The following is a 15,969-nucleotide window of genomic DNA, read 5'->3' on the forward strand; positions in this document are numbered from 1 at the left end:
TTCGGGGGGCCACGTAGACGGTACGGGCGGCTCACCTGGGCGGACAAGAAGGAGCCGTTGCGCGCCGGTGAGCGGATCGTTGCGTCGGCCCGGCGCGCGGCGGCGATTCGTTGCGCGCCGCTCACCGGTGCCGGAGGAGCACCAGTGCCGTCAGCAGGTAGGGCAGGGCGAGCACGGCGAACACCGTGCCGTGCGCCGCCGGTCCGCCGAGCACCGCGTACGCGCCGTACACGGCGACCGTGACCAGTTCGGTGCCCAGGCCGGCGACGGATGTCAGGGTGGCCCGGCGGGAGTCGTCGATGCGGTGCTGGAGGCGGACGTCGGCGAGTACTCCCGCCAGCTGGAAGCAGCCGAAGGCCAGGCCCACGAGGGCGATGCCGGCCGGGGTCCGTGCCGCCGCGCCCACGGCCAGGGCGAGCGCGCCGCCGGCGAGCAGGACCGCCAGTCCGGTCGTGCCCAGGCGTTCGGCGGGGCCCGCCAGCAGGCTGCCGGCCGTGACCGGGACCCAGACCAGCAGGAGCAGATACGGCACCGTCCCGTCCGCCACACCGGTGTCGCGGATCAGGAGCGGGGTGTACTCGTCGAGCGCGCCCCACACCGCGGCGACGGCCGGCACCAGCAGCAGCGCGCCGCGCACGGACCCGTCCCGGTGGGCCCCGGCCAGTCCGGACCGCAGGGTCGCCGCCCGTCCCCCGCCCTCCCCGTCGGCCGTCGGCCGCACCCGGTGCTCCGGGAAGCACGTCGCCACCGCGGCGGCCGCCAGACAGGCCAGCACGCTCGCCGCGCCCACGACCGGGTAGCCGCCCTGGGCGAACACCGGACCGGCGAGGCCCATCGCGGCCGTCACGGCCACCAGCCCGGCGGCCCGGGCCCGGCCCATGACGCGCGCGTACCGGTCGGCGGCGCCCATCCGGTCCAACTCGTCGTAGACCAGCGCCTCCAGGGCGCCGGAGCCGAGGGCGCCGGCGACCCCGTACAGGACGAAGCCGACCGCGAAGGCCCCGTACGACGGGACGGTCACCCACAGGGCGAAGCCGGTGGCGGTGAGCAGCGGGCCGAGCCACAGCAGCGTCCGCCGGGAGACGGCGTCGGCCCACGCGCCGGAGGGGACCTCCAGCAGCACGCCGGTGACCGACCAGAGGGCGAACAGGGAGGAGATCTGCCAGAGGGACAGACCGGCGTCGCTGAACAGCAGCGCGTACACCGGGTAGAGCAGGACGAATTCGTCGAGGAACGCGTAGGCGTAGAGCGTGGTCGTCAGCCGACGGAGGTCGCCGGCGCGCGCACGCGCAGGTGAGAGAGTCATGGGGCCTTCCCGCAGGGACTGTTCGGACGCCGGGGGCAGGGCGTCCGAGGCGGCCCTCGGGAGGCACGGCTGGTGGATCAATGTCGCCAGGTCATGGCACCGAGCGTAGAGCGTCGCCCGTCCGGGCCACCACCGCTTTGACGCGGGTGGCCCGGACGGACGACGGAGGCCGTGGCGGGCGGCCCGGGGGCCTCAGGCGGGCGATCCGGAGGAGAAGCGCCGCAGCAGGGGCGAGAGCACCAGCACGGACTTCGTCCGCTCCACGAACGGCTCCCCCGCGATCCGCTCCAGCACACGCTCGAAGTGGCGCATGTCGGCGGCGAAGACCTGCGCGATCGCGTCCGCCTCCCCGGTGACGGTGGAGGCGGCGACGACCTCCTGGTAGCGCTCCAGGCCTCGCTGGATGGTGTCCGGCGAGGTGTTGCTGCGGCAGTAGATCTCGACGAAGCCCTCGGTCTCCCAGCCGAGGGCCGCCGGGTCGACGCGCACGGTGAAACCGGTGATGGCGCCGGTGGCGCGCAGCCGGTCCACGCGCCGCTTCACGGCCGGCGCGGAGAGGCCGACGAGCTGCCCGATGTCCGCGTAGGAGCGGCGGGCGTCCTCGGCGAGGGCGTGCACGATGCGTTCGTCGAGATCGTTCAGCACTGCGGTCGGTTCACTTCACTTCTGATGCTGCAGAGGGTGCGAGTCGGGAGCGGCGGTAGCCGTACAGGAAGTAGAACACGAGCCCGACCGCCATCCAGACACCGAAGACCACCCAGGTGACGGCGGACAGGCTGCCCATCATCCAGACGCAGAAGCCGAAGCCCAGCGCGGGCAGCACCGGCGACAGCGGGACGCGGAACGTGCGCGGCATCTCCGGGCGCGTCCGGCGCAGCACCACGACGGCCACGTTGACCAACGCGAAGGCGAAGAGGGTGCCGATGCTGGTGGCGTCGGCGAGCTGACCGAGCGGGACGGCGGCGGCCAGGACGCCGCAGAACAGGGACACGATCAGCGTGTTGGCGCGGGGCGCGCCGGTCTTCGGGTGGACGCGGGAGAAGACCTTGGGCACGAGCCCGTCCCGGGACATCGCGAAGAGGATGCGGGTCTGGCCGTAGAGCACGGTCAGGACGACGCTGGCGATGGCGACGACGGCGCAGAAGGCCAGCAGCGTGCCCCAGAAGCTCTGTCCGGTGACCTCGCGCATGATCTGGGCGAGCGCGGCCTCGGAGTCGGTGAAGCCGCGCCAGGGCTTGGCGCCGATGGCGACCGCGGCGACGAGGACGTACAGCGCGGTGACGATGACCAGCGACAGCATGATCGCGCGGGGCAGGTCGCGCTGCGCGTCCTTCGCCTCCTCGCCGGCGGTGGAGGCGGCGTCGAAACCGATGTACGAGAAGAAGAGCGTCGCCCCGGCGGCGCTGACACCGGCCATGCCGAGCGGCATGAAGTTCTCGTAGTTGCCCGAGCGGAAGCCCTGGACGCCGATCGCGCAGAACAGCACCAGCGCGGCGATCTTGACGACGACCATGACCGTGTTGGCGCGGGCCGACTCGCGGGCCCCACCGAGCAGGAAGGCCATCGCGAGCAGGACGACGATCAGCGCCGGCAGGTTGAAGACCCCTCCGTCACCGGGCGGCGCGGAGAGCGCGTCCGGGATGGTCACGCCGAGGGTCCCGTCGAGCAGCTCGTTGAGGTACTCGCCCCAGCCGACGGCCACCGCGGCCACCGACACGCCGTACTCCAGGACCAGACACCATCCGCAGACCCAGGCGATCAGCTCGCCCATCGTTGCGTACGCATACGAGTACGAGGAGCCGGAGACGGGGATGGTGCCGGCCAGCTCCGCGTAGGACAGGGCCGAGAAGAGCGCCGTGAGTCCGGCGATCACGAAGGAGAGGGTGACGGCGGGGCCGGCCTTCGGCACCGCCTCCCCGAGGACGACGAAGATGCCCGTGCCGAGCGTCGCGCCGATGCTGATCATGGTGAGCTGCCACAGCCCGAGGGAGCGCCTGAGGGATCCTCCCTCGCCCTGTCCACCCTCGGCGACCAGGCGTTCCACGGGCTTGCGCCGCATGAGGCGCGCGACGGGCCCCGGGGACGCGGGGGCGGTCTGACTGCGCTGTTGCGGGGGTGCGCCTTGGTCGAGCACGCGCTGACTCCTTTGTCGCTGCCGATCAGGGCGGCGGGGACCGCACGACAGCCCCGCGCGAGCGGGGGCCCATCGAGCGGGGTCCCTGCCACGCCACGTACAGCGCATGACCCTATGAGGCGGAGCGTTGCCGTTGTAATGCAGCAACCTTGCGCGTCACCGCACGATCGTTGCGTTCCTCACAGGCGGGCGGGTGTTCGTTGCGCGCGGACCGCGGACCGTTGCGCACCGGCCGGTCAGCGCAGTTCCCGGGTGAGGAAGGTGCACGGGTCGACGCATGCGTGCGGCACGCCGTCGACGTCCTCGTACGACCAGCGGTCGAGGTGGTCGGTCAGGGGCTCGTACCCCGGTCGTGCGTAGAGGGCGGCCGCGCGCGGGTTGTCCCTCGCGACGCCGATGCCCACGGCCGTGATCCCCCGTTGCCGGGCCAGGTCCTCGGCGGCGCGCACGGGCGCCGTGCCGATGCCCCGCGAGCGCAGTTCCTCGGGCCGCACGCCGAGCCCGCCGATCTCGGGGCAACCGGGCCGTGCGGCGCGCACGGCCGGGGCGTCGCAGCCGATCCGGCGCGTCTCCGCGTGGCCGACCGGTCGCCCGTCCGGCCAGGCGATCAGGCAGGTGCTCTCGCCCCGCTCCTGGCGTGCGAACCGGCGGGCGGGGAAGGACGTCGCCCCGGGCGCGCCGAGGTACTGGTCGAGGAGCGGCACGTCGGCGGCCCCGCAGACGGAGATCTCCCTGTCCGTGACCGCAGCCGCCCGGGCATGCGCGCGGCCCCCGGTTTTCCCGGTGCCCGGGTCGGCGGGGGCCTCGTGGGGGGCGCCGGATCAGTTCCAGCTGGCGTGCAGCGGCTTGCCCTCCGCGTAGCCGGCGGCGCTCTGGACGCCGACGATGGCCTTCTCGGCGAACTCCTCCAGGGAGGCGGCGCCGGCGTAGGTGCAGGAGGAGCGGACGCCCGCGATGATCGAGTCGACCAGGTCCTCGACGCCCGGCCGGGCCGGGTCGAGGAACATCCGGGAGGTGGAGATGCCCTCCTCGAAGAGGGCCTTGCGGGCGCGGTCGTACGCCGACTCCTCGGCCGTGCGGTTGCGCACGGCGCGCGCGGACGCCATGCCGAACGACTCCTTGTAGAGGCGGCCGCTCGCGTCCTGCTGGAGGTCGCCCGGCGACTCGTAGGTGCCCGCGAACCAGGAGCCGATCATCACGTTGGACGCGCCCGCGGCCAGCGCCATGGCGACGTCGCGCGGGTGACGGACACCGCCGTCGGCCCACACGTGCTTGCCGTACTTCCTGGCCTCGGCGGCGCACTCCAGGACGGCCGAGAACTGCGGCCGGCCGACGCCGGTCATCATGCGGGTGGTGCACATGGCGCCGGGGCCGACGCCGACCTTGATGATGTCGGCGCCCGCGTCGACCAGGTCCTTGACGCCCTCGGCGGAGACGATGTTGCCCGCGGCGATCGGAACCCGCGGGTCGAGGTCGCGGACCAGCTTGATCGCGTTGATCATCGACTCCTGGTGGCCGTGGGCCGTGTCGATGACGAGCGTGTCCACGCCCGCGTCGAGCAGCAGCTTGGCCTTGCCCGCGAAGTCGCCGTTGACACCGACCGCGGCGGCTATCCGCAGACGGCCCCGGGCGTCGGTGGCCGGCGTGTACAGCGTGGCGCGCAGGGCTCCCTTGCGGGTGAGGATGCCGACCAGCTTGCCGTCCGCGTCGACCGCGGGGGCGTAGCGCCGGTTGGCCGCGTCCAGGGTGTTGAAGGCCTCGCGCGGGTCGATGCCGGCGTCGAGGAGCAGCAGGTCCTTGGACATGATCACTTCGAGCTGGGTGAAGCGGTCGACGCCGGTGAGGTCCTCGTCGGTGACGACGCCGACGGGCCGGTGGTCCCCGTCGACGACGACACCCGCGTTGTGCGCGCGCTTGGGCAGCAGCGCCAGCGCGTCGGCGACGGTCTGGTGCGGGGCGAGCACGATCGGCGTGTCCAGCACCAGGTGCCGGCTCTTGACCCAGGAGATGACGTCGGTGACGACGTCGATCGGGATGTCCTGCGGGATCACCACGAGTCCGCCGCGCCGGGCCACGGTCTCGGCCATCCGGCGTCCGGCGACGGCCGTCATGTTGGCGACGACCAGCGGGATCGTCGTGCCCGTGCCGTCCGGGGAGGTGAGGTCCACGCCTTGACGCGACCCGACCGCGCTGCGGCTCGGCACCATGAAGACGTCGTCGTACGTCAGGTCGTACGCGGGCTGGATGTCGTTGAGGAAACGCACGTGCTGCACATCCCAGTCGATCAGAGGTGGCCCCCGGACAGGTCGGCCAGGGGGAAAAGCACGTACTTGATTGTCCCATGAAGACCGTCATGTCCGGCCCGGGGCGATCATCCAGGCCGGTCGGAGGGACCTCGGAGGAACATCCAAGGCCTACCCGCCGCGCAGGGCGGTCAAGCGCCCTGCTCACCCCCGAGAGCGAGCACGACGGAGAGCGCGGGCGCCCGGTCCACCGCCGAGGAGAACACCTCCTGCGCGATCTCCCACTGCTCCGGCCGCCCCTTCGCGTACGGCTGCCAGTTCCGTACGACGACGAGCAGCCCCTCGGTCCCGGGCCGGGCCGGGAGGTCGGTGAGGCTGTCGGCGAGGGCGTCCCAGTTGCGGCCGAACCAGTCGGGCAGCTCCAGGTCCCGGACGCAGCGGTCCATCAGGTCCGCCTTGTCCGCGACCCCGTCGAGGTCCAGCGTGAGTACCCGGTCCGTCATCTCGGCACCGCCTGAGCGAGTCGTGGTTCCGGCGACGGGGACGGCCCGGACGGCCGCCCCCTCTTTCCGACCGTCCGTCAGGCCCCGTCGGGGTCCGCCCGGTTGAGCGCCGGCTTCGGCGTCGGCCCGGCCGTCATCAGGTAGTCCGCGGCCGAGGTGTCCGTCACCAGGCTGGTGACGAGCCCGGACCGCAGCACGGCGTCGATCGCGGCCGCCTTGCGCTGCCCGCCCGCGATCGCGACGACCTCGGGGACGCGGCGGAGCTGGTCGGCCTTGACCGTGATGCACCGCTCGCCCAGGTCGCGCCCGACCCGGCGGCCCTCGGCGTCGAAGAGGTGCGCGGACATCTCGGCGGCGACGCCGAGCGAGGCGTAGTGCGCCCGCTCCTCGTCGCTGAGCATGTCGTGCACCGTCGAGATGCCCGGTTCCCAGGAGCCGATGGAGACACAGGCGACCGTGACCTTGTCGAAGTACTCGAAGGCCCGGGCGATCCCGGTCTGGTGGCGCAGCGCGGCCGCGGTGGCCGCGTCCGGCAGCAGCATCGGCGCGTAGATGGGGTGCGCGTCGCCGCCGGACACCTGGGCGGCGCGGCGGACGGCCTCGACCGAGCCGCGCTCGGCGGTCCCGGCGTCGTACACACCCGTCAGCTGCACCACCGTGCACGGCGGCAGCCGGTCCAGCGCCGCCGCCATGTGGATCGTGGACCGGCCCCAGGCCAGGCCCAGGACGTCCCCCTCGTTGACGAGCTCGCCGAGCAGGTCGGCGGCCACCTCTCCCAGGTTCTCGGGGTCGGGCGACTCCTCGACGTCGGCCGGGGACTCGACCACGACGGCGTGCCGGAGGCCGTAGCGGGCGCGGAGCGCGTCGGAGCGCTCGGCGTCCAGCTCGGCCGGCACGCGGATCTCGATGCGCACGAGATCCCGTTCGAGAGCGGTCTCCAGGACCCGGGCCACCTTGAAGCGGCTGACGCCGAACTCCTCCGCGATCTGGATCTTGGACTTGCCCTCGAGGTAGAAGCGGCGGGCCATGGCCGCCGCCTGCACCAGCTCAGCGGGTCCCATCCGCATGGCTGACCGGCCCGCCGACATACCCGACACGGCGATCTCCTCACTGCTGTTCACACTCTGGATTCGCCGTTCATCCTTGCAGATCCGGCGCGGTCGATCAGCCCTGATGAGAGCCGTTCATGCAGCTGTGGCTCAGTGGTCGCACGCCCACGACGCCTTGGCGGTGGCCGCTTCCGCCTGCGTGCGCAGTACACGGACCGCTTCGGCCGGGTCCTCGGCCCCGTAGACCGCCGATCCGGCCACGAAGACGTCCGCGCCGGCCTCGGCGCACCGCTCGATCGTGGCGGCCGAGACGCCGCCGTCGACCTGGAGCCACAGCTGCAGGCCGTGCTTGCCGATCAGCTCGCGGGTGCGGCGGATCTTGGGGAGCATGATGTCGAGGAAGGCCTGGCCGCCGAAGCCCGGCTCCACCGTCATGATCAGCAGCATGTCGAGCTCGGGCAGCAGGTCCTCGAACGGCTCGATCGGCGTCGCGGGCTTCAGCGCCATGGAGGCACGGGCGCCCTTCGCCCGGATCTCGCGCGCCAGGCGCACCGGCGCCGCGGCCGCCTCGACGTGGAACGTCACGGAGGAGGCGCCCGCCTCGACGTACTGCGGGGCCCACCGGTCGGGGTCCTCGATCATCAGGTGGCAGTCCAGCGGGGTGTCCGTCGCACGGGCCAGCGACTCCACGACCGGCACCCCGAGCGTGAGGTTCGGGACGAAATGGTTGTCCATGACGTCGACGTGGAGCCAGTCGGCTCCCTCGACCGCCTTGGCCTCGTCCGCGAGGCGGGCGAAGTCGGCGGACAGGATGCTGGGGTTGATCTGCGCGGCCATGACCCAAGCCTGCCATGCCCGGTGGGGGTTGGCGGCATCGGTCCCGGATCGGTGCGGCCGGGGAACGGCGCGACCCGTGCGCGGCCGGTCGGGCGGCTGTCCGCGCCCCGGCCACGCGGGTACCGCGCACGGCCGGGGGTCCCGCACCGCGAGGGTCGCGGAACCGCAGGTCAGCCGGTCCGGCGGAGGATCGCCAGATACATCGCGTCGGTCCCGTGCAGATGCGGCCACAGCTGCACGTCGGGCCCCTCGCCGAGGGCCGGTACGCCGGGCAGCAGGGGCCGGGCGTCGATCAGCTCGGCCTCCGGGTGCTGCTTGAGGACGTCGGCGACGACGGCCCGGGTCTCGGCGAGGTGGGGCGAGCAGGTGGCGTATCCGACGACGCCCCCGACCCGTACGGACTCCAGCGCGGTCCGCAGCAGCCCGCGCTGCAGGGGCCCGAAGCCGTCGAGGTCCTCCGGCCGGCGCCGCCAGCGCGCCTCGGGGCGCCGCCGCAGGGCGCCGAGCCCGGTGCAGGGCACGTCCATCAGCACGCGGTCGAAGGAGCCGGGCCGCCACGGCGGACGGGTCCCGTCGGCGGCGATGACCTGGTAGGGCCCGGGGTTGCCGTCGAGGGCCCTGGCCACGAGCCCGGCCCGGTGCGGCTGCTTCTCGGAGGCGAGCAGCACGGCGCCGCGCTGGGCCGCGAGGGCCGCCAGCAGCGCCGCCTTGCCGCCGGGCCCGGCGCATCCGTCGAGCCACCGCTCGTCGGGCCCGTCGAGCGGCGCGCCGGCCAGGGCCAGCGCCACCAGCTGGCTCCCCTCGTCCTGCACCCCCGCGCGTCCCTCCCGCACGGCCTCCACGGCCCCGGGCTCGCCGCCCTCCGTGAGCCGGACCGCGTACGGCGACCAACGCCCCGGCTCGGCGGCCTCCTCGCCCAGCAGTTCGTCGACCGTGGCCCGCCCGGGGCGGGCGACCAGGGTGACCTCCGGCCGCTCGTTGTCCGCCTCCAGCAGGTCCTCGATGCCGGCCCGCCCGCCGCCGAGGGAGTCCCACAGCGCGGAGACGACCCACCGCGGGTGCGAGTGCACCACGGCGAGGTGGTCCTCGGGGTCGTCGTCGTAAGGAGGCGCGACCCGCTCGATCCACGCGTCGAGGTCGTGCTGCGCGATCTTGCGCAGCACGGCGTTGACGAACTTGGCCCGCCCGTCGCCGAGCACCACCCGGGCCAGTTCGACGGAGGCGGAGACGGCGGCGTGCGTGGGGATCCGGGTCCCGAGCAGCTGGTGCGCCCCGAGGCCGAGCACGTCGAGCACGGGCGGGTCGACCTCGCGCAGCGGCCGGTCGACGCACGCGGCGATGATCGCGTCGTACGTCCCCTGCCGCCGCAGCGTGCCGTACACCAGCTCGGTGGCGAGCGCGGCGTCCCGCCCGTCGAAGTCCCCGCTCTCGCGCGCCTTGCGCAGCAGCGGCGGCAGCACCAGGTTGGCGTACGCGTCCCGCTCGTCCACGGCCCGCAGCGCCTCGAAGGCGAGGACGCGGACGGGGTCCTTCTTGGGCCGCCGGTGGGGCTTGCCGGTGGAACGCGGACGGGGAGGGCGGGGCTGGTCGCTCACGAAAAAGGTGCTCCGGATCGCAGGAAGGAAGACGCCCCCAGCGTACGTCGCACGGGTCGGGGGCCGTGCGGGACCGTCACGCCGCGGCTACGCCCCGACGCGCTCGCCGTCCGCGATCCGCACCCCGCGGGCCCAGTCGGCCGCCCGCATCGGCTTCTTGCCCTGCGCCTGCACCCACAGCAGCTCGACGGCGTACGAGCCGGTGCCGACGTGGACGCTGTTCTTGCCGACGGCCAGCGCGCCGGGGGCGAGGTCGTCGCGGCCCGGAACCGGCTGCACCTGGATCAGCTTCAGCCGCTCGCCCCGGAAGACCGTCCAGGCGCCGGGGGCGGGCGTGCACCCGCGCACCACCCGGTCCACGCGCAGCGCCGGGGCGCGCCAGTCGACGTGCGCGTCCTCGACGGTGATCTTCGGGGCGAGGGTGACGCCCTCGTTCGGCTGCGGCACGGCCTTCAGCGAGCCGTCCTCGATGCCGTCCATGGTGGCGGCGAGCAGCCCGGCGCCCGCGAACGCGAGCCGGGTCAGCAGGTCCCCGCTGGTGTCGGTGTGCCGGATCTCCTCCGTGACCGTCCCGTAGACCGGCCCGGAGTCGAGGCCCTCCTCGATGAGGAAGGTGGAGGCGCCGGTGATCTCGTCCCCCGCCATGATGGCGTGCTGGACGGGGGCCGCCCCGCGCCAGGCCGGCAGCAGCGAGAAGTGCAGGTTGACCCAGCCGTGGGCCGGGATGTCGAGGGCCGGCTTGGGCAGCAGGGCGCCGTAGGCGACGACGGGGCAGCAGTCCGGGGCGATCTCCTTGAGGCGCTCCAGGAACTCCGGCTCCCGCGGCCTGGCCGGCTTCAGCACCTCGATCCCGGCCTCCTCGGCCCGCTGGGCCACGGGAGACGCGACCAGCCTGCGCCCCCGCCCGGCCGGAGCGTCGGGCCGCGTGACGACGGCGGCCACGTCGTGCCGCCCGGAGGCGATCAGGGCGTCCAGAGCGGGAACGGCGACCTCGGGGGTACCGGCGAAGACGAGCTTCATGGGTGGGACGGGCCTCTCGGAGGGATCGGACGGCGGGCGACGCACAAGTTTATTGCGCCGGGAGGGGAAAGCCGCCGACGGCGCTGCTCCACGACGGGAGGCGGAAGAGGGCGAGGGCCGGAGGCCGGGCCGGGACCCCGCCGGAGGCCGGGCCGGGACCCCGCCGGACGCCGGGCCGGCACCCCCGCCGGGGGCATGGGCATATGCCCATACGCCCCCACACCGTGACCCGCGGAGCGAACCCGCGTTGGTCAAGAAAGAGTTGACCACACCGGACCGCTCCCCACAGCCGTCCGACCCTTTGTCTTCAACGCCGGTTCGAGAGGCTTGTTCATGGCCGACCACGCAACCCACGACGCCCAGGCCCGGGCCAGCCTGCACTTGCTGGTGCGGGACATCGAGCGGGTCCGCCGGCAGGTGGACGCGCTGCGTACCCTGACCGCTCAGTTGGGCAACGTCTACCGCCCGCGCCGCTCCGGCCCCTCCACGGGCTTCGTCGTCTACGGGCGCGCGCCCGCCCCCACGGTCCGCCTGGCGCAGGAGTTGCGGGACAGCGTCGAGACCCTGGTCACCGCGGCGGTCGACTTCGACCGCTCGCTCGGCTTCTCGTGGGACGCGGTGGGCTCCGCGCTCGGCGTCACCAAGCAGGCCGTCCACCGGCGCTACGGCTCCCGCCGCGCCGCGGCCCAGGCCGGCGCGGAGGCCGACCGCACGGCGGAGCAGCCGGGCACCCGCACGGTCAACGTCGGCGCCGGGATCGCCGCGGTGCCGACGGTCCCCGCCGCCCGCTCGATGCCGACCCAGCCGACGGCGGGCAGCCCGTCCCTGCGCGACGAGGCGAGGCCGTCGGCCGTCCCCGGCCCGCGCAACGGCTGACCCGGCCGGACCTCCGAACCGCCCCCTCGGCACCCGCCCGAGAGGGCAGCCGCATGCCGGGCCCCGCCACCGCGGCCACGAGCTCACCGGCACGGGCCGGACCGCACCGAGCGCGGGCACAGCACACCCGACACGGACACAGCACACCGGGCACGAGCACAGCCCGGGCCGACGGCGAGCGAGGTCCGCTCACCGCAAGCGAGGCCCGCCCGGTGCGCGCACAACCCACCGAGCACGAGCACAGCCCGGGCCGACGGCGAGCGAGGTCCGCTCACCGCAAGCGAGGCCCGCCCGGTGCGCGCACAGCACACCGAGCACGAGCCAGGCCTACTCGGTGCGAGCGAGGTCCGCTCACGGCAAGGAAGGCCCGCCCGGTGCGCGCACAACCCACCGGGCACGAGCACAGCCCGGGCCGACGGCGAGCGAGGTCCGCTCACGGCAAGCGGGGCCCGCCCGGTGCGGGCGCAACCCACTCGACGCGGGCCCACGCCGTGCGGACACCTCCCGCGGGGTGCGAGCGGCCCGCCTGCTGCCGCTGCGGGCGCTGCTCACCCGGAGCCGGCCTCACCCGGCCGGGCGGAACCAGCGCGGCCGACGGGATCCCCCGGTACCGGGTGTCCCGCCCCCCTGCCCGGCAGGTCTCCCACACGTCGGCCGGGCTGACCCGGCGTCGGACAGGTCCCGTCCGGTGTGCCGGGCAGGTCTCACCCGATGTCGGGCGGATCGATCCGCACCCACACCGGCGCTCCCCCGCTCCCCCGGGCCATCCGCGCGGCCTGCGCGGCCTTGAGGGCGGCGGCCAGCGCGGCCCCCCTCCCGGGCGGCACCCGGATCAGCGCCCGCTCCCACTGCTCGCCGGGCGGCGGCGCCCCCGGCCGCCGTGCCCGGCCCGCAGGGGTGACCGGCAGCGGCACGGGCCCCAGCACCTCGGCCTCCCGGGGCAGGTCCACGGTCCCCAGGAAGGCGGCCACGGCCTCCCCCTGCCCCGCCACCGCAGCCATCCGCGACACCGGCGGGAACCCCAGTTCGGCCCGCTCGGCGAGCTCCCGCACGGCATGGCCGACGGGATCCCACCGCACCAGCGCCTGCACCGGCCGCAGGGTCGGTTCGGCGACCACGACCACCGTCCCGCCCTCCCCCTGCGGCCGTACCAGCGAGGCGGCCGCGATCCACCGCCGCAGCGCGTCCTCGCCGGCCCGCAGGTCGGGCCGCGCGAGCATGGCCCAGCCGTCCAGCAGCAGGGCCGCCGCGTACCCGCCCTCGGCGACCGGCTCCGCGCCGGGCGTGCTCACGACGAGCGCGGGCGTCCCCGGCACGGTGTCCAGCACCTGCTCACGCCCCGACGTCCGCACCGGGACGGCGGGAAACGCCCGCCCCAGCTCCTCGGCGGTCCGCCGTGCCCCGACGACCTGCGCCCGCAGCCGGAAGCCCCCGCACTCCGGGCAGTGCCAGGCGCTCTCCTCCCGTCCGCACCACCCGCACGCCAGCGTCCCGCCGTCCCGCGCCTCCAACGGCCCGGAACAGTGCCGGCAGCGCGCCGGCGCCCGGCAGCCGGCGCACGCCATCCGCGGCACGTACCCCCGCCGCGGCACCTGGACGAGCACCGGCCCGTGCCGCAGCCCTTCCCGGACCGCCTGCCAGGCGAGCGTGGGCAGCCGGGCGGCCCGGGCCGCCTCGTCGCGCGCGAGGTCCTGGTCGCCCACGGTCCGCACCAGCGGAGCCGCACGCCGCACCTGCTCCCGGGCTGCGACCAGCGGCCGGGCCCATCCGCTCTCGACGAGCTGCGCGCCCTCGACGGTGCAGCTCCATCCCCCCAGGAGGAAGGCGCACCTGTCCTGCGCGGCCCGCAGCAGCAGCACGTCCCGCGCATGCGGCTGCGGGGCGTGCTGCTCGGCGTGGCTGTCGTCCCCGTCGTCCCAGACGGCCACCAGCCCGAGGTCCCGCACCGGCGCGAACATGGCGGCCCGCGTCCCGACGACGGCCCGCACCGACCCGCGCCGCACGGCGAGCCACTCCCGGTACCGCTTCTCCGGCCCGGCGTCGGCGGTGAGCAGCGCGTGCCGCCCCTCACCCAGCACACCGGTCAGCGCGCCGTCCACCCGGGCGGCGGCCCGTCCGTCGGGAACGACGACGAGGGCCCCGCGCCCGGAGGCCAGCGTCGCGGCGACGGCACGCGCCAGCTCCTCACTCCACTCGGGCCCGGGCAGCGCGTTCCACACGGCCCGCGGGGACGCCCCCGACGCCAGTGCCCGCAGGAAGACGTCCCCGCGCTCGTACCGCACCCAGGTTCCCGGCGCCGGCGGCCCCGGCGGGGGCAGCGGCGCGGGCGAGGGCCGCTGCTCGGCCCGGGCGCTGCGCGGCGGCACGGCCAGCTGCAGCACGTCCGCCAGGCTCCCCGCGTACCGGTCGGCGACGGCCCGCGCCAGCCCCAGCAGCTCGGGGCCCAGCACCGGCTCCGGCGACACCACCTGGGCGAGGGCGGCCAGCGGCCCGGAGTAGTCGGACGCGGCGAGCCGCTCGACCAGGAACCCGTCGATGAGCCCCCCGCCCTCGCGCCGCCCCTCACGCACCCGCCCGCGCCCGGCCCCGAAGCGCACCCGCACCCGCACCCCCGGCTGGGCGTCGGCGTCCAGCTCGGCCGGCACCGCGTAGTCGAAGTACCGGTCGAGATGCAGCGCTCCCTTGTCGACCAGCACCCGCGCGACCGGCAACCGCTCGGCCAGGGCGGCCCCCCGCCACGTCCGCGGCTTGGCCCGGGGCACCTTGGCCTGCCGCACGCTCTCCCGGATCAGCGCGAGCTGCTCCGGCGGCGCCCCCTCCCCGCCACCGCCCCCCTGCCCGTTCTCGCTGCTCACGCCTTGCATTCTTCCAAACGCCACTGACAACGGCCCCGACCCGGCCGGCCGCCGCCACCGTGCGGCTCCGCTGGTCGCGGACGCGGGCGAGGTCCTCGCGCGCACCGCGGCCGCAGGCCCGGGAGCCGCCGCGCGCCCGTCAGCGCCGCGGGCCGGTACGACACCGAGGCCCGGCGCCCCCGAAGGGGTGCCGGGCCTCGGGCACCAGCTGTCGCGGCGGGACTTACAGCCCCGCGGCCTCCCGCAGGGCGTCCACGCGGTCGGTGCGCTCCCAGGTGAAGTCGGGCAGCTCACGGCCGAAGTGGCCGTACGCGGCGGTCTGGGCGTAGATCGGGCGGAGCAGGTCGAGGTCGCGGATGATCGCGGCCGGACGCAGGTCGAAGACCTCGTCGATGGCCTTCTCGATCTTCTCCGGGTCGATCGTGTGGGTGCCGAAGGTCTCGACGAACAGGCCCACCGGCTCGGCCTTGCCGATCGCGTACGCGACCTGCACCTCGCAGCGCGCGGCCAGCCCCGCGGCGACCACGTTCTTGGCGACCCAGCGCATCGCGTACGCCGCCGAGCGGTCCACCTTGGACGGGTCCTTGCCGGAGAAGGCGCCGCCGCCGTGCCGGGCGAAACCGCCGTAGGTGTCGATGATGATCTTGCGACCGGTCAGGCCGGCGTCGCCCATCGGGCCGCCGATCTCGAAGCGGCCGGTGGGGTTGACCAGCAGGCGGTAGTTCTCGGTGTCGAGCTTGATGCCCTCGTCGAGGAGCGCCCTCAGCTCCGGCTCCACCACGAACTCGCGGATGTCGGGCGCCAGCAGGGACTCCAGGTCGATGTCCGACGCGTGCTGCGAGGACACCACGACCGTGTCCAGACGGACCGCCTTGTCACCGTCGTACTCGATGGTGACCTGCGTCTTTCCGTCCGGACGCAGGTAGGGGATGGTGCCGTTCTTGCGGACGTCCGACAGGCGCTTGGACAGGCGGTGCGCCAGGAAGATCGGCAGCGGCATCAGCGTCGGCGTCTCGTCGGACGCGTAGCCGAACATCAGGCCCTGGTCACCGGCGCCCTGCCGGTCCAGCTCGTCGTCGTCGCCCTCCACCCGGGACTCGTACGCCGTGTCGACACCCTGGGCGATGTCCGGGGACTGCGCGCCGATGGACACCGACACGCCGCAGGAGGCGCCGTCGAAGCCCTTCTTCGAGGAGTCGTAGCCGATCTCGAGGATCTTGTCGCGCACGAGCTGGGGAATCGGCGCGTACGCCGCGGTGGTGACCTCACCGGCCACGTGCACCAGACCGGTCGTGATCAGGGTCTCGACGGCGACGCGGGACGTCGGGTCCTCACGCAGCAGCGCGTCGAGGATGGTGTCGCTGATCTGGTCAGCGATCTTGTCGGGGTGACCCTCGGTCACGGACTCCGAAGTGAACAGGCGACGGGACACAACGCTCCCTGGGGTTGCAGCGGCTGCTGGCTGATCATTGGCGGACGCGACGGGAGCTGCGCCCGGCGTCGTCCGGGAACAGTTTATCGGTCGAGCCCGACCACCGGCCCACCCGTCTC

13 protein-coding genes are annotated in these 15,969 nt (G+C 74.5%); 1 reads left to right on the forward strand and 12 read right to left on the reverse strand.

Going from position 1 to position 15,969, the window contains the following annotated elements; translation table 11 throughout:
- Nucleotides 1–121 precede the first annotated feature (121 nt).
- From ACH4F6_RS18165 to fmt, 10 genes are all read right to left on the reverse strand, one after another.
- Nucleotides 122–1,306, reverse strand: coding sequence for an MFS transporter (locus tag ACH4F6_RS18165; RefSeq protein WP_397961202.1), 1,185 nt, complete (start codon nucleotides 1,304–1,306; stop codon nucleotides 122–124).
- A 192-nt stretch (nucleotides 1,307–1,498) separates the two neighbouring features.
- Entirely contained in the window at nucleotides 1,499–1,951 is a 453-nt protein-coding gene (locus ACH4F6_RS18170) for an Lrp/AsnC family transcriptional regulator (protein ID WP_397961203.1), read from the reverse strand.
- Nucleotides 1,952–1,961: 10 nt separating this feature from the next.
- Complete coding sequence (locus ACH4F6_RS18175; RefSeq protein ID WP_397961204.1) at nucleotides 1,962–3,440, reverse strand: amino acid permease; 1,479 nt, start codon at nucleotides 3,438–3,440, stop codon at nucleotides 1,962–1,964.
- 236 nt (nucleotides 3,441–3,676) lie between these two features.
- Nucleotides 3,677–4,144 carry a GNAT family N-acetyltransferase gene (locus tag ACH4F6_RS18180; protein ID WP_397961205.1) on the reverse strand — a complete coding sequence of 156 codons (468 nt, stop codon included), beginning with the start codon at nucleotides 4,142–4,144 and terminating at the stop codon, nucleotides 3,677–3,679.
- Nucleotides 4,145–4,261: 117 nt separating this feature from the next.
- Nucleotides 4,262–5,704 carry a GuaB1 family IMP dehydrogenase-related protein gene (locus ACH4F6_RS18185; protein ID WP_397961524.1) on the reverse strand — a complete coding sequence of 481 codons (1,443 nt, stop codon included), beginning with the start codon at nucleotides 5,702–5,704 and terminating at the stop codon, nucleotides 4,262–4,264.
- A 170-nt stretch (nucleotides 5,705–5,874) separates the two neighbouring features.
- A complete protein-coding gene (locus ACH4F6_RS18190) occupies nucleotides 5,875–6,186 on the reverse strand; it encodes a barstar family protein (RefSeq protein WP_397961207.1) in 312 nt (103 codons plus the stop codon).
- A 77-nt stretch (nucleotides 6,187–6,263) separates the two neighbouring features.
- The gene (locus tag ACH4F6_RS18195; protein ID WP_397961208.1) at nucleotides 6,264–7,307 is read right to left on the reverse strand and encodes a sugar-binding transcriptional regulator; all 1,044 of its coding nucleotides are present in this window, start codon (nucleotides 7,305–7,307) and stop codon (nucleotides 6,264–6,266) included.
- 78 nt (nucleotides 7,308–7,385) lie between these two features.
- Nucleotides 7,386–8,072, reverse strand: a complete 687-nt coding sequence (rpe, locus tag ACH4F6_RS18200; RefSeq protein ID WP_397961209.1) for a ribulose-phosphate 3-epimerase — start codon at nucleotides 8,070–8,072, stop codon at nucleotides 7,386–7,388.
- A 170-nt stretch (nucleotides 8,073–8,242) separates the two neighbouring features.
- Entirely contained in the window at nucleotides 8,243–9,667 is a 1,425-nt protein-coding gene (locus ACH4F6_RS18205; protein WP_397961210.1) for an RsmB/NOP family class I SAM-dependent RNA methyltransferase, read from the reverse strand.
- Nucleotides 9,668–9,754: 87 nt separating this feature from the next.
- The gene (fmt, locus tag ACH4F6_RS18210) at nucleotides 9,755–10,687 is read right to left on the reverse strand and encodes a methionyl-tRNA formyltransferase (RefSeq protein WP_397961211.1); all 933 of its coding nucleotides are present in this window, start codon (nucleotides 10,685–10,687) and stop codon (nucleotides 9,755–9,757) included.
- Nucleotides 10,688–11,020: 333 nt separating this feature from the next.
- Between fmt and ACH4F6_RS18215 the strand changes: the two genes are divergently transcribed.
- The gene (locus ACH4F6_RS18215; RefSeq protein WP_397961212.1) at nucleotides 11,021–11,563 is read left to right on the forward strand and encodes a hypothetical protein; all 543 of its coding nucleotides are present in this window, start codon (nucleotides 11,021–11,023) and stop codon (nucleotides 11,561–11,563) included.
- A 704-nt stretch (nucleotides 11,564–12,267) separates the two neighbouring features.
- On the opposite strand, the gene ACH4F6_RS18220 is transcribed toward ACH4F6_RS18215, so the two are convergent.
- Nucleotides 12,268–14,418 carry a primosomal protein N' gene (locus ACH4F6_RS18220; protein WP_397961213.1) on the reverse strand — a complete coding sequence of 717 codons (2,151 nt, stop codon included), beginning with the start codon at nucleotides 14,416–14,418 and terminating at the stop codon, nucleotides 12,268–12,270.
- 223 nt (nucleotides 14,419–14,641) lie between these two features.
- Nucleotides 14,642–15,850 carry a methionine adenosyltransferase gene (metK, locus tag ACH4F6_RS18225; RefSeq protein ID WP_397961214.1) on the reverse strand — a complete coding sequence of 403 codons (1,209 nt, stop codon included), beginning with the start codon at nucleotides 15,848–15,850 and terminating at the stop codon, nucleotides 14,642–14,644.
- Nucleotides 15,851–15,969 lie beyond the last annotated feature (119 nt).

Source organism: Streptomyces sp. NPDC017936, assembly GCF_044328485.1.
Classification (GTDB): Bacteria; Actinomycetota; Actinomycetes; order Streptomycetales; family Streptomycetaceae; genus Streptomyces.